Raw genomic sequence first — 25,963 nt, 5'->3', positions numbered from 1 at the left:
TCGTGGTCGATCAGCAGGGTGTGGCGCAACCTTTGCGGGCGTACCACCACCAGGTCACGACAATGCAGCTCAGGTAGAAACCGACAAACATGTAGAAGGCCATCGCCGGGCTGCCGGTGGCGGCCATGGACGTGCCGAAGGATTTGGGAATGAAAAACGCGCCGAACGCGCCCATGGCCGAGCTGAAACCCAGCACGGCGGCGGATTCCTTACCGGCGTCCTTCAGGGCCTGCTCGCGCTCGGCGGCAGATTTACCGGCACTGGCTTTTTCATGCTGGGTGCGGAAGATCACCGGGATCATGCGGAAGGTGGAGCCATTGCCCACGCCAGTGGTGATGAACAGCAACATGAACATGCCGAGGAAGCCGTAGAAGTTGCCGCCCTCGCCGTTCTGCGGCAGAAAGTGCAGCACGCCGAACACCATCGCGATCATCAGCACGAAGTTCCACAGGGTCACTCGCGCGCCGCCGAGTTTGTCCGCCAGCCAGCCGCCGAGTGGGCGCACCAGGGCGCCGACCAGCGGGCCGAGGAAGGCAAATTTCAGCGCCACCACGTCGGGGAACGAGGTTTTGATCAGCAGCGGAAACGCCGCCGAGAAGCCGATGAACGAACCGAAGGTCGCCAGGTACAGCCAGCACATCAGCCAGTTGTGCTTGCGCTTGAAAATCACCGCCTGGTCGGCGAACGAGGCGCGCGCGCTGGACAAGTCATTCATGCCAAACCACGCCGCCACAGTGACGGTGAGGATAAACGGCACCCAGATGAAGCCTGCGTTTTGCAGCCACAATTGGCTGCCGTCCGGCAGGGTCTGGGGTTGGCCGCCGATCAGGCCGAACACGCCAAAGGTGATCACCAGCGGCACGCAGAACTGCATCACCGACACCCCCAGGTTACCCAGGCCGGCATTCAGGCCCAGCGCAGTGCCCTGCTGGGCCTTGGGGTAGAAGAAACTGATGTTGGACATGCTGGAGGCGAAGTTGCCGCCGCCGAAGCCGCACAGCAGCGCGATCAGCACAAAGACGCTGTAGGGGGTGCTGGGGTCTTGCACCGCAAAGCCCATCCACAGCGACGGCAGCAGCAGCGACGCGGTGCTCAGGGCGGTCCAGCGGCGGCCGCCGAAGATCGGCACCATAAACGAATAGAACACCCGCAAGGTGGCGCCGGACAGCCCCGGCAAGGCCGCCAGCCAGAACAGTTGATCGGTGCTGAAACTGAAGCCGATGGCATTGAGGCGCACGATCACCGTGCTCCACACCATCCACACGGCGAAGGCCAGCAACAGCGCGGGGATCGAGATCCACAGGTTGCGAGTGGCGGTCTTCTTGCCGCTGGCGCCCCAGAAGGCGGGGTCTTCGGGGCGCCAGTCATGGATCACCGGGCCCGACTCGGGCTTTTGCGCGATGGACATGTTCATTCTCCTTGGAGACGTTGGGCGGTGTTGCCCAAAAGCGGTTGCTTGCGAATTTCGCTGAGGTACATCCAGGTCAGGGACACCCAGACCACGCCATACATCAACATGAAGCAGGACGAGCGCACGCCGGTGAGGTCCACCAGGGCGCCGAACAGAATCGGCAGCACAAAGCCGCCCAGGCCACCGGCCAGGCCGACGATGCCGGACACCGCGCCCATGTTCTGTGGGTAGTCATTGGCGATGTACTTGAACACCGAGGCTTTGCCGAAGGCGAAGGCGATGCCCATGACAAACAGCAGTACGGTGAACAGGGTCGGGTTCAGGCCGATGTGGAAATCCAGCGGGCCGTTGACGGTCATCACCTGCAGTTGGGTCTGCGGGTAGCTGAGCAGGAACAGGCAGATCCAGCTCACCCACAGCACCCACCAAGTCACGCTCTGAGCGCCCCAGCGGTCGGACATCCAACCGCCCACTGCGCGCAGTACGCCGCCAGGCAGCGAGAAACAGGCGGCCAGCAGCGCCGCGCTTTGCAGGCTGAAGCCGTATTCCTGCACGTAGTACTTGGTCACCCACAGGGCCAGTGCCACGTAGCCGCCGAACACAATCGAGTAGTACTGGCAGTAGCGCCACACGGCCGGGTCTTTCAGGCACTGCAACTGCTGGCGCAGGGTGGCGCCGCCGACGCTGCGGTGGCTCTTGTTCTCGCTGGTGAGAAACCAGAACAGCAGCGCGGTGATAAACAGGATGGCGCTGAACACTTTGGGCACCAGGTGCCAGGTGCCCAGGGCGATCAGCGCGGGGGCGAGAAACTTGGTGACCGCCGCCCCGGCATTGCCGGCGCCAAACACGCCCATGGCAAAGCCCTGGTTGTCTTTGTCGAACCACTTGGCGACGTAGGCGATGCCCACCGAAAACGAACCGCCGGCCAGGCCGACAAACAGGCCCAGCACCAGGAACTGCCAATAAGCGCTGGCGTACGTGATCAGGTACAGCGGCAACACGCAGGTCAGCATCAACAGGAAAAACACAATGCGCCCGCCGAAACGGTCAGTGAGCAAGCCCAGGGGCAGGCGCACCAGCGAACCGGTCAACACCGGAGTCGCCGCCAGCAGGCCGAATTGAGTTTCGTTGAGTTCCAGCAGTTCTTTGATGGGCACGCCGAGCACGGCGAACATCATCCACACCATAAAGCAGACGGTGAAGGCCAAGGTGCTCATGCCCAGCACCAGGCCCTGTCTCATACGGGATTGAGTCACGGTATGCGCTCCAGAAAGTGATTCCATGGGCGCAGATTAGGGGCGACACCCCCGTGGAACTTGACTCAGGTCAACGTCCGCCTGGGGGGTATAGGGCTATGCTGGCAGCGCCTACCTCCAAGGAGGTAGACCTAACAACAAGAGAAAGCCTTTATTTATCAATGGATTGGTCTCTTGTGCCGGCTTTTATCCGTGGGAGGGTTCGCCGGCAATTCTTTAGAGGTAGTCCGCCAGGGAAGGCTGTGTTCAGTCCTTTTTTCCATGCCTGGTGCGACTATGCTGCCCCTTCGCCTGTTTCGATTACGCCGCCATGCTTGACTGGCTGCGCAGCTCCCTACCCGCCCGCGCCGGCCTGGCCGTTATCCTGATCGCCATCCTGGCCCTGTCCAGCTCCCTGAGTGCCGGGCTGATCGCCTGGTTCAGCCAGGGCGACGCGGCCGCGATCAATACCGCAGGCTCAGTACGCATGGAGACCTACCACCTGAGCTGGAAACTCGCCGCCGCCGCGCCGGCCGACGAAGTTGACGCGATCGCGCGCAGCCTGCAAAGCCGCCTCGACAGCCAATCCCTCAAAGCCGTGCTGGAAGACGGCCCACGCAGCGCGCTGTTGCAGAGTTACCAGCAGATCCAGCAGCGCTGGCACGACGCGCTGCGCCCAGCGCTGATACGCGGCGATGCGGCGTTTTTCCAGCTCAACGCCCCGGCGTTCGTCGAGCAACTGAACCACTTCGTCAGCCTGTTGCAGCAACAAAGCGAACAGAAGCAAGGCTGGCAGCAAGGCATTCAGGGCCTGGCACTGTTCAGCACCTTGATCATCCTGCTGATCGGCCTGTATGAACTGCAATACGGGGTGGTCAACCCGTTGGAAGAACTAGTGCACGCCACCCGACGCTTTCGCGACGGCGATTTCAAAACCCGCGTCAACCACCGCTCCGAAGACGAACTGGGACAACTGGCCCTGAGCTTCAACGCCATGGCCGAGACCATCGAAGCCTCCCATCGCACCCTCGAAACCCAGGTGCAGCTCAAGACCCTCAACCTGCAACAGGCCAACGCCGCGTTGGAGCTGCTGTACCAGAGCAGCCGTAGCCTGGCCACGCGCCTGGCCAACGCCGAAGGGCTGGACGAATTGATCCGGCGCTTCCAGCAACGCCTGCCGGGGCTGCGTCTATCGTTGTGCCTGCAAGGCCACTTTCTCGCGCCGGCCCAGCAGATACTGGCCCTGCACGGTGGCGACAGCCGTAATGTGTGCGCCATCGGCGATTGCGCCAGCTGCCAGAAACACAAAGTGGCGCCGCCGCAGATTTTCAGCATCAGCAACCAGGGCTCGGAACTGGGCGAACTCAAGGCCCACTTCCTCGACGGCCACGCGCCCCAGGACTGGGAAAAACAACTGATCCAGGCCCTGGCCAACCTGATCGGCACCTCGTTGTCTCTAAAGCGCCAGCGCGAGCAGGACCACCGCCTGCTGCTGTTGGACGAGCGCACCATCATTGCCCGTGAACTGCACGATTCCCTGGCCCAGGCGCTGTCGTACATGAAGCTGCAAGTCAGCCGTATGCAGACGCTGATCCGCCGTGGCGAACCGGTGGAAACCCTGGCCACCGTCACCGCCGAACTGCGCGAGGGGCTAAACAACGCCTACCGCCAACTGCGCGAACTGCTCACCACGTTCCGCCTGCAGATTCACGATGCCGGGCTGGTGCAGGAGCTGTCGGAGACCGCCGAAGAGTTCTCGCGGCGCGGTGAATTCCAGGTGCATCTGCATGTGGATGCCCTGGCCTTCCAACTGTCGGCCAGCGAGCAGATCCATGTGTTGCAGATCACCCGCGAGGCACTATCCAACTGCTTGCGCCACGCCCATGCGCAAAACGCCTGGCTGCAACTGCGCCAGGTCGGTGAGACCGTCAGTTTGAGCATCGAAGACGACGGTCGCGGCTTCAGCGGCGAGGTTGACCGGCGCGAACACCACGGCCTGACCATCATGGACGAGCGCGCCCGCAGCCTGCACGGCCAACTCGATATCAGCCCGCGTGAGCCCCAGGGCACCCGGGTGCACCTGGGTTTCCGGCCGGAATTCCTCGGCCACTCTTTAGCGAGCACTGCCTCATGAACAGCCTCCCACGCCATACCCTTCTGCTGGTGGACGACCATCCGATGATGCGCCACGGCATGCGCCAAATGCTTGAGCTGGAAGACGACCTGCGGGTGGTCGGCGAAGCCGGCAATGGCCAGGAAGCCCTCGACCTTATCGACAGCCTGCAACCGGACCTGGTGCTGCTGGACAACAACATGCCGCACATGAACGGCCTGGAAACCCTACGCCGCCTGCGCGCCATGGACTATGCGGGCAAGGTGCTGCTGTTTACCGTGTCCGACGCCGAAGACGACATCCGCGACGCGCTGCGCCTGGATGCCAACGGCTACCTGCTCAAGGACATGGAGCCGGAACTGGTGGTGGAATACATCCGCGATGCGTTGAACGGCGCCCTGGTGATCAGCCCCGGCCTGACTCGGGTGCTGGCCCAGGCGTTGCGCTCACCCCAGCCCCATGCGGCGGTGGAGTTGACCGAACGGGAGCGGCAAGTGCTCAAGACCATCGCCGGTGGCTACAGCAACAAGGTAATCGGGCATAAGTTGGGCATCACCGAGGGCACGGTGAAGGTGCATGTGAAGAACCTGCTGCATAAATTGGGCTTGCGCTCGCGGGTGGAAGCGGCGGTGTGGGCGATGGAGCATTTGCGGCAGGCGGGTTGATATTGTTCAGGGCTGATACTCCGTTATCGGGGGCAAGCCCCCGATAGCAGCAGTTCAGACCACAGAGGTACCCCGACAGAGGCATATCCACACCGGCTCAAGCGCCCTACGCTAGCTCTTTGCGGAGGCCCAAGCATGCTCACTCATCCCCATATCGTCCTGACCCTGCGTCGGCACCACCTGTTCAGCCAGCTCCCGGAAAAAACCTTCCAGGATGTCTGCACCCTGGCCAATCTCAAGCGCGTGCCCGGTCACACTCCGCTGCTGCATCAAGGTGACGCGGCCGAACGGTTCTTCCTGCTGGTCAGTGGGCAGATCAAGCTGCATCGGGTCACCGGTGAAGGCCAGGAACACCTGGTGGAGGTGATCCAACCCGGTCAGACGTTCGCCGAAGCGCTGCTGTTCACTGCGGCCAAGGCGTATCCGGTAAGCGCCACGGCGCTCAAGGACAGCGTGCTGGTGAGCATCGAAGGCCAACACTACCGGCGCGCGCTGGAGGATCAGCCGAAGATCTGCCTGGCAATTCTGGGCAGCATGAGCATCCACCTGCATCAGCGCCTCAAGGACATCGACACCTTGACCCTGGCCAACGCCAGCCGCCGGGTGATCAATTTTCTGTTCCAGGAGCGCAATGCTGTCAGCGGCGAGGTGGTGTTGCAGGTACCCAAGCGCCTGGTGGCGTCCAAGCTGGGGATCCAGCCGGAGACCTTTTCAAGGATTCTGCATCGGCTGGTGGAGGGTGGGTTGATCGAAGTCCAACGGCGCACCATCCGCATCTTGAGCGAAGAACAGTTGATGGGGTATCAGGCCGGCTGACGTTCAACCACCCCCCTCCCCATCCGCTCCAGGCTGCGCCACAGCCAAGCCGGCAAGACGTCCGGGTCCAGGCTGTCGATCAGGTTCTTGACCCCCAAGCCCAACTCGGTATCGCCTTCGATCACTAGCCGGCGCCGAAAGAACAGCGTATCCGGGTCCTCCTGCCGGCTGGCCAGCAACAAGAACTCCCGCCAGTTGCCGCTGATGCTCACCTGGGCCTCGGCTTTTTCGGCGATGCGCAAGCCATCCCGCGCCAGGGTCAGGTACCAGCACAGTCCCAGGTCGGGAATGCGCAGGCACAGCCAGCGCCCACGCAGCAGGTCGAACCCACCGTCGCGCAGCGGTTCGGCCAGGCAGCGGTTGAGGGTTTGTTGCAGGACGTGGCGCTGCACCGTGAACGGCACATGCCGCAGCAACGGCAACAGACGGTCAGCGCCTTTGAGCAACCACACTTTACGCTTCAGCACAGGCCCACCTCCTCGACGCGCAGCATGCCCGCTTGGCCATGCCAGTAACCGTTGCAGCCATCCACATACAGCGGCGGCGTGGCGCCGTGGCGCACCTGATCAAAGGCTTTGACGATGCCCACCATGCCCTCGGCCCGTGGGCTCAACCGCAGCAGATCGGCGCCGCACTGCACCAACCCGGCGTAGTCGGCCAACAGGTTGGTGACCTCGGTCGACATCGTCTGAATGCCATTGAGGGTAAACAGTGCCTGGCCTTCCTGGCTGGTCAGGGGCATGCCGTCGGGGTAGTTGAGGCAGCAGAAGCGGCAGTCATCCTTGGGTCGGTTTTCCGCGCGGGCGGTAAAGCAGCGTGCCGAATAGGCCAGGGGCAGATGGCCGTAGGCGAAGATTTCCACTTCGGGCAATGGCCGCCCCAGTTCACGCACCTGCTCCAGCACATCGGCGATCAGGTCCTGGGAACACTCCACTGGCGGCACCCAGCGCTGCATACCGGCGTCGAGCAGTTGCACCAGGGCGTGGCCGTTGTAGAGGTTGAGCGCCGGGCCGCCGACAAAGGGCAACTTGCGTTCCACCAGCATCTGCACCGCGCCCATGTCGTTGGCTTCCACCAGCAGCTCGCCGTTGTCGCACAGGCGGCGCAGGCTCGACAGTTCGGAGGCGGCCTCGATCAGGGTCAGGCTCGACAACACGATCTGCGCCGAGGTGCAGGCCTGCAACTCGCGGCCCAGGCCCAGCCAATGGTCGAGGGACATGGCGCGGCGCTTGGCGCACACGGTTTCCCCCAGGTAGATCACGTCCAGGGGCAAGCCGGCCATGTCCGAATAGAAACGACCCAAGTGGTCTTTGTCCCAGTAAAACAGCACCGGTCCGAGGCTGAGTTTCATCAAGCGCTCCTTATTGCCATGCACGGTGGTAGGCGCCCAGGGTGGTCTGGCTGCCTTCGGATAACCCGGCCAACACCTGGCGCCACTGGTCCTGCACTGCAAAACGGGCAGGCGCAAGGCGGTGGGCGTCCAGCGCGGCGCGCCAGACTCGGGTAACTTGCTCCACATAGGCCGGGCTGCGTTGCCGGCCTTCGATCTTGATGGCCGCCACCCCCATGGCACTGAGTTCGGGCAACAGGTCCAGAGTGTCCAGGCTGGTGGGTTCCTCCAGGGCGTGGAAGCGCTTGCCCTCCACCAGGAAGCGGCCCTTGCACAGGGTCGGGTAACCGGCCGGTTCATCGGCGGTGTAGCGGTCGATCAGCACATCGCTCAGGCGCGCGCTGAGGCCATCTGCGTCCTCGCTCCAGCGCACCGCTTTGGCCGGCGAACACACACCGCACAGGTTGGGCGACTCGCCGGTGATGTAGGAAGACAAATGGCAGCGCCCCTCGGCCATGATGCACAGGCTGCCGAAGCCGAACACTTCGATGGGCACCGGGCTGCTGGCGGCCACCTGCTTGACCTGGGCCAGGGACAGCACGCGGGGCAGCACGGCGCGGCGGATGTCATAGCGCTCGGCGTAGAACTTCAACGCCGCGCCGTGGGTGGCCGAGCCTTGTACCGACAGGTGCAACGCCATCTGCGGATGGTGCCGGTGGGCGTAGTCGAGCACCCCGGGGTCGGCGGCGATCAGCGCGTCCACGCCATGGTCGGCGGCGCGATCCACGGCGCGTTGCCAGCGCGCCCAGATCTTCGGCTGCGGATAGGTATTGACCGCCACATAGAGCTTGCGCTGGTGCTGACGGATAAACGCGACGGCGCCGTCGAACTGCTTGTCGTCCATGTTCAGCCCGGCGAAATGTCGGGCATTGGTGTCATCGCGAAAACCGACGTACACCGCGTCGGCGCCTTGGCGCACCGCCGCTTTGAGCGCAGGCAAGTTGCCTGCCGGGCAAACCAGTTGCATGGGGGTTCCTCACAGGAATTCAGTGAAAGACAAGAAGGCCACCGGGTCGTCCCTGACCACCCGCTGTTCGCGTTCGACAATGGCCAGGCCGTCGGCCCAGCACGCGGCCGACAACATCGCCGAGCTTTGCTGCGGATGCACGGTCACGCGCAATTGCCCGTGCGCATCGCTGTCCAGGCGGGCGCGCAGGTACTGGCGACGCTGGTTGGGATGGGGCCATTCGAACCCCGCCGGCACCTGCACCGGGGTGGGCAGTACCTGCGTCATGCCCTGGGCCCGTAGCAGAAACGGGCGCAGCACCACCAGCGCGGTGATCAGCGCCGCCGACGGGTTACCCGGCAGCCCCAACCAGGGCTTGCCCGCCACGGTGCCGAAAGCCAGCGGCTTGCCGGGCTGGATCGCCAGGCGCCAGAAATTCACCTGGCCCAGGGCTTCGATGGCCTGTTTGAGGTGATCCTCCTCGCCCACCGACACCCCGGCCGAGGTCAACAGCAGGTCGCACTCCGACGAGGCCAGCGCCAGGGCATCGCGACTGGCCGCCAATTGGTCGGCCATCACGCCATAGTCATGCACGTCCACACCCCAGCCGCGCAGCAGCGCCGCGAGGCAATGGCGGTTGCTGTTGTAGATCTGCCCAGGGACCAGGGTCTCGCCGGGTTCGCGCAATTCGTTGCCGCTGCTGAGCAGGCATACGCGCAACGGCCGATAGACTTTTACCCGCGGGATACCGGCCGAGGCCAGCAAGCCGATTTCCTGGGCGCGCAGGCGTTGCCCGGCACTGATCAATGTGGCGCCACGGCGTAGTTCTTCGCCCTGTTTGCGCACGTGCTCACCCAGGCGTACCGGCGGGCACCACACGCGCTGCGCATACACCCGGCAGCGCTCCTGGGGCACCACGCTGTCGGCCCCGGGCGGCAACGGCGCACCTGTAAAGATGCGCACCGCCTCCCCCGCCTCCAGGCTTTGCTGACGACTTTGCCCAGCGGCCACGCGCCCGGCCACCAGCAGATAGCCGCCTTCGGCCGGCACATCTGCGGCGCGCAGGGCATAGCCGTCCATGGCGCTGTTGTCCCAACTCGGCAAATCCAGGGGCGAAAACACGTCCTCGGCCACCACCCGGCCCAGGGCTTCAGACAGACCGATCACCTGGGTCGCCGGTGGCGGCGGCGCCTGGGCCAGCAATTGGGCAATGGCGTCGTCCACCGGCATCAGGTGCCCGGCGTCGCACACCGAGGCGCTCATAAGCGCGCCCCGCAGGCCGCCACGTTCTGGTTGGCCTGGGCCTTGAGGTGCGGCACGAAATTGCACGGGCCGGTGCGGCTGTCCAACTGGCCCGCGAGGATCTGGTCCCAGGCGGTGCGGCACGCGCCTGGCGAGCCCGGCATGCAGCACACCAGCACGCCGTTACTGAGGCCGGCCAGCGCGCGCGATTGCAGGGTCGAGGTGCCGATTTCGGCCAGGGACACCTGGCGGAACAGCTCGCCGAAACCATCAACCTGTTTATCGAGCAATGGCGCCACCGCCTGGGGCGTGTTGTCACGGGCGGTAAAACCGGTGCCGCCGGTCATCAGCACCACCTGCACGTCAGGGTCGGCGATCCACAGCGATACCTGCGCGCGGATCTGGTAGATGTCATCGATCACCAGGCCACGGTCGACCAGCACATGACCGGCGCCTTGCAGACGGTCCACCAGGGTCTGGCCGGAGGTGTCGGTGGCGAGGGTGCGCGTGTCGCTGATGGTCAGCACGGCGATGTTCAGGGGGACAAAATCCCGTTGGGTCAAATGGGCCATGATCCAGGCTCCAGGCATTGAAAAGTGAGCGTCAGCCTGCGCCGCAATGAGCGCAGGGCCTATTCCTCCAAGGAGGTATGCCGGTCAGGGGGCCAGGCGCGTGTGCTGCCAGGTGCCCGCGTGAAGGCGGTAGTCAAGGCGGTCATGCAGGCGGTCGGGGCGGCCTTGCCAGAACTCGATGCGTTGCGGTTGCAGACAGTAGCCGCCCCAGTGCTCGGGGCGTGGTGGTTGGCGCCCGGCGAAGCGCTCGGTGACTTCGCGCAGGCGGCCTTCCAGCTCGCTGCGATGGGCCAGAGGCTGGCTTTGGGGCGAGGCCCAGGCGCCCAACTGGCTGGCGGCCGGACGCGCGTCGAAATAGTCGTCGGACAATTGCGTATCGGCGCGCACCACCGGCCCTTCTATGCGTACCTGACGCTCCAGCCCCGGCCAGAAAAACGTCATGGCCGCATGGGGGTTGCTTGCCAATTCCTGCCCCTTGGCGCTCTGGTAATTGCAGAAAAAGAAAAACCCATCGGCACTAAAACCCTTGAGCAGCAAGATGCGGCAGTGGGCATGTCCTTGGCTGTCGACGGTGGCCAGGGCCATGCTGTTGGCCTCGGCGGGCGGCACTTCGGTCTTGCGCGCCTGGCTCAGCCATTGGCCGAACAGCTCGATGGGGTCAGCCTGCGCGGCTTCGTCCCGCAGACCATACAGGGTGTAGTTACGGCGCAATTGTGCAAGGGACAAGGGCATGGCGCGGTCCTCCGGAAAGTTCGCCACAGTGTGGGAACTGCCGCGGCTTTATCCCTTGATCACGATCAACATTCGCCCGTGGCATGACGCCGCATGGGGCGACCGATACGTCTGATCAGCGCACCATAAGTTTGGCCAGTACCACGATCAGCACCATATGCCCCAGGATGCTGCGGCGGATCCACGTCGCACGCCGGGGGCTCAAGCGCTGATGACTAAGCAGATAGGCCAGCCACACGTAGTGGCCGATGATGCTCAGGGCCAGCACGATCTTGAGGCTCAGCAACGCGGCAAAATGGCTGCCCCACGGCACGCTGAACACCCCGCGGTAATGCCAGGCCAAGCCGATACCGGCGCCGTACAGCACCACCACCACGGCATGCAGCACCCGCCGCGCGCGCCGGGCGATGGCGTGGTCCGAGGTGAACTGCGCCGACCATGCCAGCTCTTGGCGCGCGCTGTGCCAGATCACCACTTCAAAAAACAGCGTGCCGATAAAGGCGATGGCCGCCAGCAGATGCACGATCAGTAAGCCAGAGTAGAGCATTGCGTTCTCCTAACCGGGATGGCCATCGATACGTGGGCGGCACAGCATCTGGCCGTAGCGCCACAGGTACAGGCCGAGTCCGACGGTCCAGCAGACCGCCGCCAGCCACAGCGCGGCGAGCGGCCACACCAATACCAGCAGCACGCGGCAGACAGCGGCCAGGTTCAGCAGTACAAAGGCCAGGGTCATGCCGCTGGGCGGCTGCAAGGGCCGGCCGGTGTGACCAAGACTGACGCGGGCGATCATCGCCAGAATCAGCCCGCCCATGGCGCCCACCGTCAAGGCGTGCACCGCCAGGCTGGGGTTGAGCGGCGCGCCGAAATGCCACAGCGCCATGCCCAGGCACGCCACCGCCAGCCAGGCATACGCCAGGTGCAACGACCACAGCAGCGGCACCCGCCACAGACCCCGGTCATGCCAGCGCAACAGACGCACCACATGCCCCGCCGCCAGCGCGGCGAACAGCACGCCGGTCCAGGGGCTGGCCGACAGCGCCAACCCCACGGCATACAACACCGCCACCAGCAACGAGCCGCCGAGCAACAGACGGTCCAGCCACGGCCACGGCTTGACCGCTTCGACGCGGCCCACACCGCGCTGGGTGAAGAACGGAATCACCCGCCCACCGATCAAGCCCATCATCGCCGCCACCAGCCACACGCCGGTCAACACCGACTGGCGCTGCCAGCCTTCGTCCTGGCGCCACAGCCCATACAGCGACAGCCCGTCCGCCACGGCCAACAGCGCCAGTACCAGCACCACCGGGTAATTGCGCGACTGCCGCACTTGCCAAAGGGTCCAGCCCATCACGCCGGCGACGGCCAGCGGGAACGCCAGTTCCAGCAGTGTGAGCACCGGCCAGGACAAATCCAGCAGCCAACCGATGCGCGCCGCCAGCCACAACGCCGCCAGCCCCTGCAAGGCGCCGCCGCTGAGCCCCGGGCGGCCGGTCCAAGTCTGCACGGCCGTGAGCAAGAACCCGGCGATGATCGCCAGGCCAAAGCCGAACAGCAGTTCATGCCGATGCCAGGCCAGCCAACCGCCGGCTGGCTGCCAGGCCCCCGTTTGCCCGCCCAGGGCCAGCAGCCATAACGGGATAACCAACGCGGCCAACAGGCAGGCGCCGAGGAAAAATGGCCGGAAAGCCAGGCGAAACAACGGGGTAATCGACAAGGCCTTGCGCCGATCGAGCACTTGCATAACAGGGTCTCCCTTCAGGACTGTGACGATGTTGCGCCGATGGCCATGCGTTGCCCTTGTCGTAGATCAAGTCGCGGCCCGGCCATCGCGCGTACGCTTGCGCTACGCCAATATTGACTATCACCGTGGAGCCACGATGAAAAACGCCTACGTCCCCCTCGCCTGGTTTGTGATCCTTGGCTCCATGCTCGCTGCGGCAAGCGGCGTGTCCCTGGTGTTGGTGTGAACGCCCCGCTGATTTTCAAGGAGCCAGGCCGGGTATTGCATCGCGTGCATCACCAGATCCTGCGCAGCCACCACCTGTTCGAACCGCTGAATGAGGAGGAACTGGACGACTTGATGAGCAGCAGTCAGTTGCTCAGCGTAGACAAAGGCGAGCCGTTGTTCCGCCAGGGCGAGCCGGCCGAGGCGTTTTATTTCGTGATTGCCGGCGCGGTGAAGATCTACCGCCTGACCCCGGATGGCCAGGAGAAAGTCTTTGAGGTGATCGGCGAGCGACAGACCTTCGCCGAGGCAATGATGCTGATGGACACTCCCAACTATGTGGCCTGCGCTGAAGCGGTGTGCCCGACCCAGTTGTACCGGTTGTCCAACGCCACCTATATGCGCCTGTTGCACAGCAACAGCCGCCTGACCTTTGCCCTGCTCGGCAAGCTGTGCATGCGTCTGCACCAGCGGGTCAACGAGATCGAAACCCTGTCGCTGAAAAACGCTACGCACCGTGTGGTGCGCTATCTGCTGACTCAACTGATGCACTTGCACGGTGGTGACAGCCGCTTCGAACTGCCGATGGCCAAGCAGTTGATCGCCGGGCACCTGTCGATCCAGCCGGAGACGTTTTCGCGGATTATCCGGCGCTTGATCGACGAACACATCATCACTCAGGACGGTCGCCAGATCACCATTCTCGACCGTGCGCGCCTGGAGCAATTCGAGTGAAAACCTGCCTGTATTGCCAACGGCGCAACGCGCTGGAGCGCGATACCTGCGAAGGCTGCGGCATGCCGCTGCCGGCGTCCGAGGCCAGCGGCATGGCCCGCCGACTGAGCCGCTTCCAATGGTTCTGCGTGGGCCTCACGTTGTTTTGCATCGCCATGTTCTTCTGGCTGCCACGGGACATCTACTGACGTTCGGTCAATTGCCGGTACAGCTGCGGTAAGCGCTGGGGCAACTGGCCGGGTTGGCGGATCAGGGTAAAGCCATGGGCACCGAACATGTACGGCAGGTAGTCGCCGGCCTGTTTGTCGATGGTGATACAGAACGGGATCAACCCCTGGAGCCGCGCCTCCAACACCGCCTGACGGGTGTCTTCGACGCCGTAGCGTCCTTCATACAGGTCCAGGTCATTGGGCTTACCGTCGGTCAACAGCAACAGCAATTTGCGCCGTTGGGTGCAGGCCCCGAGCAACTGGGTCGCTTGGCGAATGGCCGCGCCCATGCGCGTGTAGTACCCGGGCTTGAGCGCTTGGATCGCGCCGCGGGTGTGGTCGCCGTAGGGTTGCGCAAAACTTTTGAGCTGTTGCAAACGCACCTGATGGCGACGCAGGGATGAAAACCCATACAGCGCAAAACGATCCCCCGCCCCCGCCAGGCTTTCGCCGAACAGCAACAGGCTGTCGCGGATCACGTCGATCACGGTTTGCTCGTCGTTCAGGTGCGCATCGGTGGACATCGACACGTCCGCCAGCAGCAAGCACGCGAGGTCGCGATGATGGTGACGCTGCTCCAGGAACAGACCCCGTTCGGCGCACGCGCCGTGCTGACGCTCGACGTGAAAATCCAGCCAGGCCTGCAAGTCCAACTCACTGCCTTGGGCTTGCTGGCGCTGCCACTGGCGGTCGGTGCGCAGGCGCATAAATTGCTGGCGCAGGCGCCGAGCCTCGGCGTGTAGACGCGGCGGCAAGGGCTGCGGCTGGGCGTCGCGCGGTTGCATCGTTTGCAGATTGACGAAGCCATCTTGCAGGCACTGGCGGCGGTAGTCCCATTCGGGCAGTTTGATGCCCTCCCCCAAGGGAATGTCATCCACATCCGCCGGCGGCAGGTCCAGGTGCAGCTTGAGGCCGCCGCTCTTGCGCACCCGCTGGCGCGACAGGCTCAAGTGGTCGAGGTCTTCGGCGACACGGGCGGCGTCGGGGTCGTGGCTGTCATCGGACCAGCGATCAAGCTCGACGTGTTCGCTCCAACTGAACAGGTTCTCCAGGCGCACCACCAGCAGGCCGCCGTCGCGACTGTGATCGTCCACACGACTGGCACGTTTGGGCGCGCCCTGCTGCTCGCCGGGCGGGGTGGCGAAGTCGTCGCCGTCGTCATCTTCATCGTTCAGGGCTTGAGGCGAATCCAGGTGCAACGGCGGGTAAAGCCATAACGGCAACGGCCAGGCGGCGCGTTCGCTACGGGGCAGTTGGCGCACACTGCCGGGCTCGCGCAGGGCCTTGCGCAAGGCGTTTTCCAGGGCGGCTTCAGCGCGATTGAGGCTGGCCGGGTCGGGGCGCAACGCGATATGGGCCTCCACCAGGCGCTGGTAGCCGGGCAGCAGCGCCGGGTAGCGTTGCAGCAGCAGCCAGGTCCAGCGTTGGTTGTCCCGGGCCCAATGGGTCATGGGGCCGGCGTGGGCGGCCAGCAGCGCCAGCCAGCGGTACAACTCCAGGTTCAACGCGACGGTCGGGAACACCGCCAGGCTCGACGGCAGGCGCAGGCGGTTGCCATCGCAGCAGGCCAGTGGCGCCTGCTTGCAGGTGCCGGCGATGCGCATCAGCAGGTTGCGACGCAGCAGCAGGTCGCGCTCGCTGGCAGCTTCCAGGGCGATCCCACTGGCACCGCCCAGGGCACGGAACAATAGCGCCAGGCTGCGCTGGCGGTCGGCCAGATCGACCCGCGCGTGGGGGAAATCGACGCGGGCACGGCGAGTGATAAAGCGATGCCAGACACTGCCGACCCACTCTTCCAGCTCCAGGGTAAAGGCCATGGGATGGGCTCCAAGTTAGGGGATTCGACGGGCACGCCGGGATCCAAATGTGTGAGGGGCTGCAGCTGGGCAGAGGTGTCTAAACAAATTCCACAGACTGACACCTGACGCTGTGGTGAGCAGGCTTGCCCTGCGCTGGGCTGCGAAGCGGCCCCCAGCCAGGCGCCTCGGTATACCAGATGAAACGCATCGTCTGGAATGGGACTGCTTCGCAGCCCAGCGCAGGGCAAGCCTGCTCACTACAACAAATCTGCTCCCACATTGGGATCGCGTTACTTTCAGTAAACGATCGGCACCGCTGCTCCAGCCATCCGGGCGCGTTGCCGGAAGCTGTACAGGTAGCAGAGCAGCCCAAGCAGGAACACCAGGCCGCAAACCAATCGGGCCCAGAACAGCAGGCGCAGATGCTCCACCGTGGCCATGAACGGTAGTGCCACGCCATCCACCGGCCAGCGCTGCAACCACACTTGCACGGCGCCGGCGGCGGTGAGGAACAAGGTGATCATCACCATCGACAGCACCATCATCCAGAAGCCCCACACTTCGACGGTCTGCGAGCGCGCATCCGGCGCTTCACCGATTCCGCGCAAGCGCGGCATGGCGTAGCTGATCAGGGTCATCACGATCATGGCGTAGGCGCCGAAGAACGCCAGGTGGCCGTGAGCCGCCGTGAGCTGAGTGCCGTGGGTGTAGAAGTTGACCGGTGCCAGGGTATGCAGGAACCCCCATACACCCGCGCCGAAAAACGCCGTGACCGTGGTGCCCTTGGCCCACAACGTCGCCGCGCGATTAGGGTGCTGGCGCCGCCGGCGTTTGACCATGGTGAAGGCGAACATCACCATCGCCAGGAACGGCAGCGGTTCCAGGGCCGAGAAGATCGAACCGACCCACAGCCACACCTGCGGTGCGCCGATCCAGAAAAAGTGGTGGCCGGTGCCGATGATGCCGGTGATCAAGGCCATGGCGATGATCACGTACAACCATTTTTCCACCACTTCGCGGTCGACCCCGGTGACCTTGATCAGCACGAACGCCAGCATCGAGCCCATGATCAATTCCCACACGCCTTCCACCCACAGATGCACCACCCACCACCAGTAGAACTTGTCCCGTGCCAGGTTGCCGGGGTTGTAGAAGGAGAACAGGAAGAACACCGCGAGGCCGATCAGACCGGTCATCATCACCAGGCTGACCGTGGTTTTGCGGCCTTTGAGCAGGGTCATGCCGATGTTGTAGAGAAAGCCCAGGCACACCACCACGATGCCCATTTTGGTGATGGTGGGTTGCTCTAGAAACTCACGCCCCATGGTCGGCAGCAATTCATTGTGGGTCAGTTTGGCCAGCGCCGCATACGGCACCAGCAGGTAGCCGAGAATGGTCAGCACCCCCGCCACGGCGAACACCCAGAACAGCACGATCGCCAGTTTGGGACTGTGCAGCTCGCGGTCGGCCTCTTCGGGCACCAAGTAATACGCGGCTCCCATAAAGCCGAACAGCAGCCACACGATCAGCAGATTGGTGTGAACCATCCGTGCCACGTTGAAAGGAATCAGCGGGAACAGAAAGTCGCCGATTACGTATTGCAGGCCCATGATCAGCCCGAACAGCACCTGGCCGACGAACAGCATCAGCGCAAACACGAAGTAGGGTTTGGCCACGGCCTGGGATTGGAATTTCAGATAGGGGTTGGCGCTGCGCATGGCTCAGCCCTCCTTGTTCGGTGGCCAGTTATTGGTATCGATCTTCGAACTCCATTTAAGGAACTCGGCCATGTCATCCACCTCTTGGTCAGTGAGGTTGAATTGCGGCATGGCCCGGCGCCCCGGTACACCCAGGGGCTGCATTTTCATCCAGGCATGCAGGAACGGTTTAAACCCCTCTTCCCCCCCGCGCCGCTTGAACACATTGCCCAGCTCCGGCGCAAAGTACGCGCCCTCGCCGAGCAGGGTGTGGCAGCCGATGCAATTGTTGCGCTCCCACACACCCTTGCCACGCACCACCGATTCGGTGAGCTGATCAACGTTGCTGCGGGTGGGAAAGGTTTGTTCGGTGTGATAGGTCAGGGCCAGGAAAATCAGGAAGAAGAACACGCTTCCTCCGAAGTAGATATTCCTGGCCATGCCCTTGGTGAAGGTATCTGACATGGTCGCTTCCTCATGGCTTGGCGGGGGTCATGATAGGAAGGCGGCGGGCGAAAACGGCTTGATGGCGATCAAGAAATGTTGATGGTTTTAGTCGGGTATGGAACGGACCCACCTGCCACTTCATTCGGCACAAATGGGAGTCCTCTAAACGAGCTTCAGCGCATGAAGGCAGAAGGAGAAACGCGCGCTAATAGTCTCGTCTGGCCGCACGTACGACCTCTGGACTAGGTATTTTCTAATTGATGCTTTGGGGCAGTGATAAAACCGACCGGAAAAGAGCGATCAAACGGGCAAAAGAGATTCTCGATGCCCTGAGAGGTGGATGAAATGACTGAATCGAAATTCAAACCCGAGGACATGCCGGTCCTCGATCTTGATACATCCGGCACAAGCGTTTATGAGTCTTCGCGCTTCCTCGACAGCCCGGAAACCATCAGCGCTTATCTGGCGCAAAGCATGCACTCGCACGACCCGCAGTTGCTGATGAAAGCGCTTGCCGAAGTGGCCAAGGCCCAAGGTGTGAACAAGGTCGCGGAGGCCGCGGGGGTTAATCGCGAGAGCCTGTATAAAACGCTCAAGGGTGGCTCGAAAACCCGTTATGAAACGGTCCAGAAGCTGATGCTGGCCTTAGGTGTCGAACTGACTGTACAGCCGATTGCAGCAGCGAGACTCAAGAGAACTGTACGAACCAAGCCGGCGGCGCCCGGTAAGCTCTGAGCGAACGACCGTCCTCAGTGGGAGGCTCGCCTCCCAGCGCCCCAGGCCACGAGGCGCGCGGTTCAGGCATTGGTGTCCTACCAGGTCCTTAAGGGTGATCGAATTCTCAAGCACTCAACCCCACAATCCCCGCCAACACCACCAGCCCCCACCCTAGCATCGCCACCCTCCACTTCCAGGGCCCGTGCCGCAACTCCATAAACCCATCCACAATCACCCAGCCCTTGACCATCGCCAGCAACACCACTACCCCCGCCGCGCCACTCCACACGGTGCCGAGGCTCAGTACCATCAGGCTCGCCCAACACAGCCACAACCTCACTGAGCTGTTCATCGGATCACATACACCAGCGCAAACAACACCACCCACACCAGGTCGACCATGTGCCAATACAACACGCCGGATTCCAGCCCACTCAAGTGTGGTGCCAGGTACTGCCGTTGCCAGCAGCGCCACCCGAGCCAAGCGAGAATCACCAGGCCCAGCAGCACATGCAAAAAGTGAAAGCCGGTGACGATCCAGTACAAGGTAAAGAACGTGCTGCGCTCAAGCCCCAGCCCTGCGTCGATCAGATGGCGGTATTCGGTGAGTTTGATCCACACATACACCAGCGCCACCAGCCATGCGCCGAGCAGCAAGACACTACCGCGCCGCGCGCGACCCAGGCGCACCTGCTGCACGGCCAATGCGGCCAACGCACCCGCGCTCAACAGGCTGTAGGTCATTGCCAGGCCGGTCGAGGTATCCAGTTGCGCGCGCCCTAGGGCGAACACCTCGGGCTGGAGCCGCTGGGTCACGGCAAACGCCAGGATCAATATCGCGAACACGGTCAGTTCAGCGAGGATGAACAACCACATCGCCACGTCCCCCGGCAGGCGCCGGGGCTCAGGCAAAGTGCACATCCACCACGTCCATCAGCGCCGCGATGGTTTGCGGGTCGTCGCTCAGGGCCTGGGCCAGGCAGGCCATGCACGCTTCGCGCGGCGGCATGCCGGCGGCGATCAGGCGCGCGGTAAAAATCAGCAGGCGGGTGGAGGCCACTTCCTCCAGGTCGTGCTGATCGAGGCGGCGCAAGGCTTGGCCAAGGCGCACCACCTGGCTGGCCAGGGCGTTATCGACCTGCGCTTCGCGCGCGACGATACGCGCTTCGTCCGCCGCCGCCGGGTAGTCGAAACGCAGCGCCACGAAACGCTGGCGAGTGCTGGGTTTCATGCCCTTGAGCAGGTTCTGGTAACCGGGGTTATACGACACCACCAGCATGAATGACGGCGGCGCCTTGACCACTTCGCCGGTGCGCTCCAAGTACAGCTCGCGACGGTCATCGGCCACCGGGTGCAGGACCACGGCGGTGTCCTGGCGCGCTTCGACCACTTCATCCAGGTAACAGATGCCGCCCTCGCGCACAGCGCGGGTCAGCGGGCCGTCCTGCCACCAGGTGCCTTGGCTGCCGATCAGATGGCGACCGACCAGGTCGGCGGCGCTCAGATCGTCGTGGCAGGCCACGGTGTACAGGGGCAGGTTCAGGCGATGCGCCATGTGCTGCACGAAGCGGGTCTTGCCGCAGCCGGTGGGGCCCTTGATCAGCACCGGCATGCGGTGCAGCCAGGCGTGTTCGAACAGGCGCTGTTCGTTGTCGAGAGGCTGATAGAAAGGCGCGTTCATCGTGTATATCCGAGGCGGGTTCGAGGGCCACGCTAAGGGCGCCTGCGACAACCTGGCAAGCGCTAACCCAGGCAAACTTGATCGCCGTCAAGCGAGCTTTGCGAGGCCACGCCATAGTCTGGCCCGGCACTAAGAACCTGCGCCCCGCACCGTGTTGCGAGGCACCGCAAAGGTCTCGCCTGAGGAGTAAATGGAATGCTGACTCGCCGCACGAACCCCTTCACCTTAAGCCTCGCCAGCCTCGCCAGCCTCGGCTGCGCACTGGCCCTGACCCTGCCCCTGAGCGCCCACGGCAACGCCCAGCCCGCCGTGGTCAAGACCGCCGGCGCTCTGGACATGAGCCAGGCTGATTTCGACGCGTCCAAACAGATCTATTTCGAACGCTGCGCCGGCTGCCACGGCGTGCTGCGCAAGGGAGCCACCGGCAAGCCCCTGACGCCGGACATCACCCAGGCCCGCGGCCAGGCCTACCTGGAAGCGCTCATCACCTACGGCTCGCCCGCCGGCATGCCGAACTGGGGCACCTCCAATGCGCTGACCAAAGCGCAGATCAGCAGCATGGCCACCTTTATCCAGCACACCGCGCCGACGCCGCCGGAATGGGGCATGGCCGAGACGCTCAAGACCTGGAAAGTGCTGGTCAAGCCCGAAGACCGCCCGAAAAAACAGCTCAATCACCTCAACCTGCAAAACCTGTTTTCGGTGACCTTGCGCGACGACGGCAAGATCGCCCTGGTGGACGGCGATACCAAGCAGATCGTCAAGCTGATCGACACCGGTTATGCCGTGCATATTTCGCGGATCTCCGCCTCGGGTCGCTACCTGCTGGTGATCGGCCGTGACGCCAAGATCGACATGATCGACCTGTGGCCCGCCGAGCCCACCAAAGTCGCCGAAATCAAGGTGGGCATCGAGGCGCGGTCGGTGGAGACCTCGAAGTTCAAGGGCTACGAAGACAAGTACACGATTGCCGGGTCCTACTGGCCGCCGCAGTTCACCCTGATGGACGGCGAGACCCTGGAACCCAAGCAAATCGTCTCCACCCGCGGCATGACCGTCGACAAGCAGGAGTACCACCCAGAACCCCGTGTGGCGGCGATCATCGCGTCCCACGAGTGGCCGGAGTTCATCGTCAACGTCAAGGAAACCGGCAAGGTCATGCTGGTCAATTACCAGGACATCAAGAACCTCACCACCACCACCATCGATGCCGCGCCGTTCCTGCACGACGGCGGCTGGGACAGCACCCACCGCTACTTCCTCACAGCGGCCAACAACTCGAACAAGGTGGCCGTGATCGACTCCAAGGCGCGCACCCTCGCCGCGCTGGTGGACGTGGGCAAGACCCCGCACCCTGGGCGTGGCGCCAACTTTATCCACCCCACCTACGGGCCGGTGTGGGCCACCAGCCACTTGGGCGACGGCGGAATTTCGGTGATCGGCACCGACCCGATCAAGCACCCGCAATACGCCTGGAAACAGGTGGAAACCCTCAAGGGCCAGGGCGGCGGTTCGCTGTTTATCAAGACCCACCCCAACTCCCATCACCTGTACGTGGACACCACCCTCAACCCCGACGCCAAGCTCAGCCAGTCGGTGGCGGTGTTCGATATCAACCAGCTCGACAAGGGCTACACCGTGCTGCCGATCGCCGAATACTCGGGGATCAAGCAAGGCGCTCTGCGCGTGGTGCAACCGGAATACAACAAGGCCGGCGACGAGGTGTGGTTCTCGGTGTGGAACGGCCAGACCGAAGAATCGGCGCTGGTGGTGATCGATGACAAAACCCTGAAACTCAAGCAGGTGATCAAGGACAAACGCCTGATCACCCCGACCGGCAAATTCAACGTTTACAACACCCAACACGACATTTATTGAGCCCCATCAACACGAGGTCCGCCCATGAAAAATATGCTCCTCGCACTGCTGGCTTGCAGCGCTGCGTTCAGCCTGCAACCGGCCCTGGCTCAAGACGGCCAAGCCCTGTTCAACAGTAAACCCTGTGTCGGCTGCCACACCCTGGACAGCAAGTTGGTAGGCCCGGCCATGAAGGAAGTCGCCGCCAAGAACACCGGCGTGAAAGACGCCGCCGCGACCCTGGCCAGTCATATCAAGAACGGCACCCAGGGTAACTGGGGGCCGATCCCTATGCCGCCGAACCAGGTCACCGATGAAGAAGCCAAGGTGTTGGCCGATTGGGTCCTGAGCTTGAAATAACCACAAGGAGCACGCCATGAAAGCATCGATGTTCGGTTCGGCCATGGCGCTGCTCATGCTGGTCCCCGCGTGGGCGACGGCGACACCCGACGCCGCCCGCCTCGAACACCTGCTGACCCAGGACTGCGGCGCCTGCCATGGCCTGCACCTGACCGGCGGCCTCGGCCCGCCCCTCACGCCCCAGGCCCTGGCCGGCCAACCCCGCGCCAGCCTGATCGCCACCATCACTTACGGTCGCCCAGCCCGCGCCATGCCCGGCTGGGGCCCACTGCTCAGCGCCGGCGATATTGCCTGGCTGGCCGACCGCCTGCTGCAAGGACGCCCCACCCCATGATGCGACCCGCCGTGTTCTCCCTGTGCCTGCTGCTCGGCGCCTGTGCCCAACCGACGCTGCGCGGCAGCGGTGATCTGGGGTTGGTGATCGAACGGGCCAGCGGCAGTGTGCAGATCGTTGAAAGCAGCGGCATGACCGAGCTGGCGCGCATCGAAGGGCTGGGGGATCTGTCCCACGCCTCGGCGGTGTTTTCCCGCGACCAACGCTATGCCTATGTGTTCGCCCGCGACGGCGGCTTGACCAAGGTCGACTTGCTGACTCAGCGCATCGCTAAACGCATCATCCAGGGCGGCAACAGTATTGGCGGCGCGATCAGCCAGGATGGCCGCCTGATTGCCGTGTCCAACTACCAGCCGGGCGGAGTCAAGGTGTTCGATGCCGTCACCCTGGAGCAGGTCGCCGACATTCCCGCCACGCCCCTGGCCAACGGCAAACGCTCGCGGGTGGTGGGCCTAGTGGACGCGCCGGGGCAGCGTTTCGTGTTCAGCCTGTTCGACACCGGCGAGATCTGGAGCGCGGACTTCAGCCACGGCAACACCCCGACCCTCACCCGTTTCACCGGCATCGGCGAGCAGCCCTATGACGCACTGATCACCGCCGACGGTCGCTACTACATGGCCGGTCTGTTCGGCGAGGACGGCATGGCCCAGCTCGACCTGTGGCACCCGGAGCGCGGTGTGCAACGGGTACTCAAGGACTACGGACGCGGCCAGGCCAAGTTGCCGGTGTACAAAATGCCGCACCTGGAAGGCTGGGCCGTAGCCGACAACCAAGCGTTCGTGCCCGCCGTGGGCCGACACCAGGTGTTGGTGATGGACGCGCGCAGTTGGCAGCAGAGCGCCGCGATCGCCGTGGCCGGCCAACCGATCTTCGTCACCGCACGGCCGGATGGGCGCCAGCTGTGGGTCAATTTCGCCTACCCGGACAACGACCGCGTGCAGGTGATCGACAGCGAAACCCACCAAGTGGTCGCCGACCTGCGCCCCGGCCCCGGCGTGCTGCACATGGAGTTCACCGGGCGCGGCGAACAGCTGTGGCTGTCGGTGCGCGACGGCGAGCAGGTGCAGGTCTGGGACCCGTATCAAATGACCTTGCTCAAGACCTTGCCGGCCTTGAGCCCCAGCGGAATTTTCTTCAGCACTCGTGCACAAAAAATGGGGTATTGAGATGGACCTTGATCGACTCAGCCAGCACTTGATCGAACGCTACCAGCACGGCATGCCGCTGTGCGCCGAACCGTACCGGGAAATGGCCCAGGTCTTGAAATGCAGCGAGGCCGAACTGATGACCTGCCTGCAACGCCTGGAACTGGCCGGCGCCCTCTCGCGTGTCGGCCCGGTGTTCGAACATACCCGCGCCGGTGCCAGCACCCTGGCCGCCCTGGCAGTCCCGGCCGAACGCCTGGAACAGGTGGCGGCGCGGGTCAGCCAATACCCGGAAGTCAATCACAACTACGCCCGCGAGCATCACTACAACCTGTGGTTTGTGGTGACCGGCCCGCACCGTCAACATCTACAGCAGATCCTCGATGAGCTGGAACAAGACACCGGCCTGACACCGCTGGATCTGCCGATGCTCAGCGCCTACCGCATCGACCTCGGGTTCTCCCTGGGAGGGCATCCGTGATCGCGCCGCTGACCCAGGAGCAGATGCTCGACCTGCGCCAGTGCCTGGAGCGCGGTTTGCCACGGGTCTCGCGGCCTTACGACGCGCTGGCGGAGCAGATCGGTGCCCATCACGACCAGGTGTTGCAGCAAATGCAGCACTGGCATGAACAAGGCTTGTTCCGGCGCGTCGGACTGGTACTCAACCATCGCGCCCTGGGTTTTGTGGCCAACGCCATGCTGGTGCTGGATGTGCCGGATGCCTTGGTGGATAACGTCGGCCAGCGCCTGGGCCGCGCGCCGGGGGTGAACCTGTGTTACCAGCGTCCGCGCCGCCTGCCGCAGTGGCGCTATAACCTGTTTTGCATGGTCCACGGCCGCGAGCGGGCGGTGGTCGAGGCGCACATCGAGACGCTATTGGCCGAGCACCTGCTCAACGACCTTCCCCACCAGGTGCTGTTCAGTACCCACGCGTTCAAACAATGCGGCGGACGTTTTGCGCCGCCACCGTCGCAGGTGTGGGCCCATGGATGAACGGGATCGCCAATTGATCAATCGCCTGCAACACGGCCTGCCCCTGGTACGTCAGCCCTGGCAGTCAGTGGCGCAGGAACTCGGCTGCGCCCCCGGTGAGGTACTCGACCGCCTGCACGCGTTACTTGAAGACGGCGTGCTCACCCGGTTCGGCCCGATGTTTGATATCGAGCGCGTCGGCGGGGCATTCACCTTGGCCGCGCTGGCAGTGCCTGAGGCGCGCTTCGATGCCGTCGCCGCGCAGCTCAACGCCCTGCCCCAGGTGGCCCACAACTACCGCCGCGAACATGCCTGGAACATGTGGTTCGTGCTGGCCTGCGCCAGCCCTGAGGAACTCGACGCCACCCTGTCGCGCATCGAAACCCTGACCGGGTTGACGGTGCTCAACCTGCCCAAGGAGCACACCTACCATGTCGGTCTGCATTTCCCGGTCTGACAGCCCCCTGGCCCTGCGGCTGATCGCCCTCACCCAAGACGGCCTGCCGTTGCTGGAAGACCCGTGGGCGTGGCTGGCCGAGCAGTTGGGAATCAGCGTCGAGTCGACCCTCGACCTGCTCAAGCGCCTGCAAACCGAGGGCGTGATTCGGCGTATCGCGGCGGTGCCCAACCATTACCGCCTGGGCTATCGGCATAACGGCATGACTGTGTGGGACGTGGCCGACGAGCAACTGCCGCGCCTGGGCGAACTGATAGGCGCGCAGCCGTTCGTGAGCCACTGCTACCGCCGCCCCCGGCGCGTGGGCTGGCCCTACAACTTGTTCGCCATGGTGCATGGGCGCAGTCGTGAAGAAATCGACAGCTACCGCGAGCACCTGCGTTTTTTGCTTGCCGATGCCTGCCGCGCCGACGAGATGCTGGTGAGCAGTCGCATCCTGAAAAAAACCGGCCTGCGCTTGCCGCCGGCGCACTGAAAAGG

The 25,963-nt window shown here is 63.8% G+C and carries 30 protein-coding genes and 1 pseudogene; 15 read left to right on the top strand and 16 right to left on the bottom strand.

Features of this window, described 5'->3' with window-relative positions:
- Nucleotides 1–10 precede the first annotated feature (10 nt).
- The gene (locus K1567_RS01475; RefSeq protein ID WP_034098445.1) at nucleotides 11–1,408 is read right to left on the bottom strand and encodes a NarK family nitrate/nitrite MFS transporter; all 1,398 of its coding nucleotides are present in this window, start codon (nucleotides 1,406–1,408) and stop codon (nucleotides 11–13) included.
- A 2-nt stretch (nucleotides 1,409–1,410) separates the two neighbouring features.
- Nucleotides 1,411–2,652, bottom strand: coding sequence for a nitrate/nitrite transporter (locus K1567_RS01470; RefSeq protein ID WP_034098447.1), 1,242 nt, complete (start codon nucleotides 2,650–2,652; stop codon nucleotides 1,411–1,413).
- A 325-nt stretch (nucleotides 2,653–2,977) separates the two neighbouring features.
- Here K1567_RS01470 and K1567_RS01465 point away from each other — a divergent pair, with 325 nt between their 5' ends.
- The 3 genes from K1567_RS01465 to K1567_RS01455 all read left to right on the top strand — a co-directional run bounded on the left by K1567_RS01465 (nucleotide 2,978) and on the right by K1567_RS01455 (nucleotide 6,240).
- Nucleotides 2,978–4,780: a HAMP domain-containing protein gene (locus K1567_RS01465; protein WP_169903149.1), complete on the top strand. Its 1,803-nt coding sequence runs from the start codon at nucleotides 2,978–2,980 to the stop codon at nucleotides 4,778–4,780.
- Nucleotides 4,777–5,424 (top strand): two-component system response regulator NarL, encoded by a 648-nt coding sequence (gene narL, locus K1567_RS01460; RefSeq protein WP_034098451.1) that lies wholly within the window; start codon nucleotides 4,777–4,779, stop codon nucleotides 5,422–5,424. Before K1567_RS01465 ends, narL begins: the two co-directional genes overlap by 4 nt.
- A 135-nt stretch (nucleotides 5,425–5,559) precedes the next feature.
- Complete coding sequence (locus K1567_RS01455) at nucleotides 5,560–6,240, top strand: Crp/Fnr family transcriptional regulator (protein WP_034114045.1); 681 nt, start codon at nucleotides 5,560–5,562, stop codon at nucleotides 6,238–6,240.
- On the opposite strand, the gene K1567_RS01450 is transcribed toward K1567_RS01455, so the two are convergent.
- From K1567_RS01450 to K1567_RS01415, 8 genes are all read right to left on the bottom strand, one after another.
- Entirely contained in the window at nucleotides 6,228–6,707 is a 480-nt protein-coding gene (locus K1567_RS01450; RefSeq protein WP_213547329.1) for an SCP2 domain-containing protein, read from the bottom strand. The genes K1567_RS01455 and K1567_RS01450 overlap by 13 nt on opposite strands.
- A complete protein-coding gene (locus K1567_RS01445; protein WP_220698028.1) occupies nucleotides 6,701–7,591 on the bottom strand; it encodes a U32 family peptidase in 891 nt (296 codons plus the stop codon). The genes K1567_RS01450 and K1567_RS01445 overlap by 7 nt, the downstream gene beginning before the upstream one ends.
- Before the next feature lie 10 nt (nucleotides 7,592–7,601).
- Nucleotides 7,602–8,597 (bottom strand): peptidase U32 family protein, encoded by a 996-nt coding sequence (locus K1567_RS01440; RefSeq protein ID WP_034138464.1) that lies wholly within the window; start codon nucleotides 8,595–8,597, stop codon nucleotides 7,602–7,604.
- A gap of 9 nt (nucleotides 8,598–8,606) precedes the next feature.
- Nucleotides 8,607–9,839, bottom strand: coding sequence for a gephyrin-like molybdotransferase Glp (glp, locus tag K1567_RS01435; protein WP_034098461.1), 1,233 nt, complete (start codon nucleotides 9,837–9,839; stop codon nucleotides 8,607–8,609).
- The gene (moaB, locus tag K1567_RS01430) at nucleotides 9,836–10,390 is read right to left on the bottom strand and encodes a molybdenum cofactor biosynthesis protein B (protein WP_034098463.1); all 555 of its coding nucleotides are present in this window, start codon (nucleotides 10,388–10,390) and stop codon (nucleotides 9,836–9,838) included. Before moaB ends, glp begins: the two co-directional genes overlap by 4 nt.
- A gap of 84 nt (nucleotides 10,391–10,474) precedes the next feature.
- Nucleotides 10,475–11,122, bottom strand: a complete 648-nt coding sequence (pdxH, locus tag K1567_RS01425; protein ID WP_034098465.1) for a pyridoxamine 5'-phosphate oxidase — start codon at nucleotides 11,120–11,122, stop codon at nucleotides 10,475–10,477.
- A 115-nt stretch (nucleotides 11,123–11,237) separates the two neighbouring features.
- A complete protein-coding gene (locus K1567_RS01420; protein WP_034098466.1) occupies nucleotides 11,238–11,669 on the bottom strand; it encodes a membrane protein in 432 nt (143 codons plus the stop codon).
- Nucleotides 11,670–11,678: 9 nt separating this feature from the next.
- Nucleotides 11,679–12,869, bottom strand: a complete 1,191-nt coding sequence (locus tag K1567_RS01415; protein WP_220698027.1) for an NnrS family protein — start codon at nucleotides 12,867–12,869, stop codon at nucleotides 11,679–11,681.
- A gap of 222 nt (nucleotides 12,870–13,091) precedes the next feature.
- Between K1567_RS01415 and K1567_RS01410 the strand changes: the two genes are divergently transcribed.
- Both K1567_RS01410 and K1567_RS01405 read left to right on the top strand, forming a co-directional pair.
- Nucleotides 13,092–13,808, top strand: a complete 717-nt coding sequence (locus tag K1567_RS01410) for a Crp/Fnr family transcriptional regulator (protein WP_080758748.1) — start codon at nucleotides 13,092–13,094, stop codon at nucleotides 13,806–13,808.
- The gene (locus K1567_RS01405) at nucleotides 13,805–13,996 is read left to right on the top strand and encodes a hypothetical protein (protein WP_034098470.1); all 192 of its coding nucleotides are present in this window, start codon (nucleotides 13,805–13,807) and stop codon (nucleotides 13,994–13,996) included. The genes K1567_RS01410 and K1567_RS01405 overlap by 4 nt, the downstream gene beginning before the upstream one ends.
- Here the strand turns inward: K1567_RS01405 and K1567_RS01400 are convergent.
- From K1567_RS01400 to K1567_RS01390, 3 genes are all read right to left on the bottom strand, one after another.
- Nucleotides 13,990–15,834 carry a nitric oxide reductase activation protein NorD gene (locus K1567_RS01400; protein ID WP_220698026.1) on the bottom strand — a complete coding sequence of 615 codons (1,845 nt, stop codon included), beginning with the start codon at nucleotides 15,832–15,834 and terminating at the stop codon, nucleotides 13,990–13,992. The genes K1567_RS01405 and K1567_RS01400 overlap by 7 nt on opposite strands.
- Nucleotides 15,835–16,112: 278 nt before the next feature.
- Entirely contained in the window at nucleotides 16,113–17,534 is a 1,422-nt protein-coding gene (locus tag K1567_RS01395; protein ID WP_220698025.1) for a cbb3-type cytochrome c oxidase subunit I, read from the bottom strand.
- Nucleotides 17,535–17,537: 3 nt separating this feature from the next.
- Nucleotides 17,538–17,978: a cytochrome c gene (locus tag K1567_RS01390; protein WP_040268608.1), complete on the bottom strand. Its 441-nt coding sequence runs from the start codon at nucleotides 17,976–17,978 to the stop codon at nucleotides 17,538–17,540.
- A gap of 239 nt (nucleotides 17,979–18,217) precedes the next feature.
- Between K1567_RS01390 and K1567_RS27825 the strand changes: the two are divergent.
- Both K1567_RS27825 and K1567_RS01385 read left to right on the top strand, forming a co-directional pair.
- Nucleotides 18,218–18,304 (top strand): annotated as a pseudogene (locus tag K1567_RS27825) (type II toxin-antitoxin system RelE/ParE family toxin); the annotation flags it as partial.
- 1 nt (nucleotide 18,305) lies between these two features.
- Nucleotides 18,306–18,695 (top strand): addiction module antidote protein, encoded by a 390-nt coding sequence (locus K1567_RS01385; RefSeq protein ID WP_034098477.1) that lies wholly within the window; start codon nucleotides 18,306–18,308, stop codon nucleotides 18,693–18,695.
- A gap of 106 nt (nucleotides 18,696–18,801) precedes the next feature.
- Here K1567_RS01385 and K1567_RS01380 read toward each other — a convergent pair whose 3' ends face one another.
- Genes K1567_RS01380 through K1567_RS01370 form a run of 3 tightly spaced genes read right to left on the bottom strand, consistent with a single transcriptional unit; the run spans nucleotide 18,802 to nucleotide 20,358 of the window.
- A complete protein-coding gene (locus tag K1567_RS01380; protein WP_034114057.1) occupies nucleotides 18,802–19,029 on the bottom strand; it encodes a cytochrome C oxidase subunit IV family protein in 228 nt (75 codons plus the stop codon).
- The gene (locus tag K1567_RS01375) at nucleotides 19,026–19,598 is read right to left on the bottom strand and encodes a cytochrome c oxidase subunit 3 (RefSeq protein ID WP_220698024.1); all 573 of its coding nucleotides are present in this window, start codon (nucleotides 19,596–19,598) and stop codon (nucleotides 19,026–19,028) included. Before K1567_RS01375 ends, K1567_RS01380 begins: the two co-directional genes overlap by 4 nt.
- Nucleotides 19,582–20,358: a CbbQ/NirQ/NorQ/GpvN family protein gene (locus K1567_RS01370; RefSeq protein WP_220698023.1), complete on the bottom strand. Its 777-nt coding sequence runs from the start codon at nucleotides 20,356–20,358 to the stop codon at nucleotides 19,582–19,584. Before K1567_RS01370 ends, K1567_RS01375 begins: the two co-directional genes overlap by 17 nt.
- A gap of 195 nt (nucleotides 20,359–20,553) precedes the next feature.
- Between K1567_RS01370 and K1567_RS01365 the strand changes: the two genes are divergently transcribed.
- From K1567_RS01365 to K1567_RS01330, 8 genes are read left to right on the top strand one after another with little or no spacing between them, the layout of a single operon-like run.
- Complete coding sequence (locus tag K1567_RS01365) at nucleotides 20,554–22,236, top strand: nitrite reductase (protein ID WP_220698022.1); 1,683 nt, start codon at nucleotides 20,554–20,556, stop codon at nucleotides 22,234–22,236.
- A 24-nt stretch (nucleotides 22,237–22,260) separates the two neighbouring features.
- Nucleotides 22,261–22,575 (top strand): c-type cytochrome, encoded by a 315-nt coding sequence (locus tag K1567_RS01360; protein ID WP_034098486.1) that lies wholly within the window; start codon nucleotides 22,261–22,263, stop codon nucleotides 22,573–22,575.
- A 16-nt stretch (nucleotides 22,576–22,591) separates the two neighbouring features.
- The gene (locus K1567_RS01355) at nucleotides 22,592–22,909 is read left to right on the top strand and encodes a cytochrome c (RefSeq protein WP_034114060.1); all 318 of its coding nucleotides are present in this window, start codon (nucleotides 22,592–22,594) and stop codon (nucleotides 22,907–22,909) included.
- Nucleotides 22,906–24,075: a cytochrome D1 domain-containing protein gene (locus K1567_RS01350; RefSeq protein ID WP_169868695.1), complete on the top strand. Its 1,170-nt coding sequence runs from the start codon at nucleotides 22,906–22,908 to the stop codon at nucleotides 24,073–24,075. The genes K1567_RS01355 and K1567_RS01350 overlap by 4 nt, the downstream gene beginning before the upstream one ends.
- 1 nt (nucleotide 24,076) lies before the next feature.
- Entirely contained in the window at nucleotides 24,077–24,535 is a 459-nt protein-coding gene (locus K1567_RS01345) for an Lrp/AsnC family transcriptional regulator (protein WP_034098492.1), read from the top strand.
- A 23-nt stretch (nucleotides 24,536–24,558) separates the two neighbouring features.
- Entirely contained in the window at nucleotides 24,559–25,047 is a 489-nt protein-coding gene (locus tag K1567_RS01340; protein ID WP_034099829.1) for an Lrp/AsnC family transcriptional regulator, read from the top strand.
- Nucleotides 25,040–25,483 (top strand): Lrp/AsnC family transcriptional regulator, encoded by a 444-nt coding sequence (locus tag K1567_RS01335; protein ID WP_034114062.1) that lies wholly within the window; start codon nucleotides 25,040–25,042, stop codon nucleotides 25,481–25,483. Before K1567_RS01340 ends, K1567_RS01335 begins: the two co-directional genes overlap by 8 nt.
- Entirely contained in the window at nucleotides 25,458–25,958 is a 501-nt protein-coding gene (locus K1567_RS01330; RefSeq protein WP_034098495.1) for an Lrp/AsnC family transcriptional regulator, read from the top strand. The genes K1567_RS01335 and K1567_RS01330 overlap by 26 nt, the downstream gene beginning before the upstream one ends.
- Nucleotides 25,959–25,963: the final 5 nt, after the last annotated feature.

The sequence above is a fragment of the Pseudomonas sp. S5F11 genome (genome assembly GCF_019641515.1).
GTDB lineage: Bacteria > Pseudomonadota > Gammaproteobacteria > Pseudomonadales > Pseudomonadaceae > Aquipseudomonas > Aquipseudomonas rhodesiae.
This window is presented reverse-complemented; position numbering and strand designations above follow the sequence as displayed.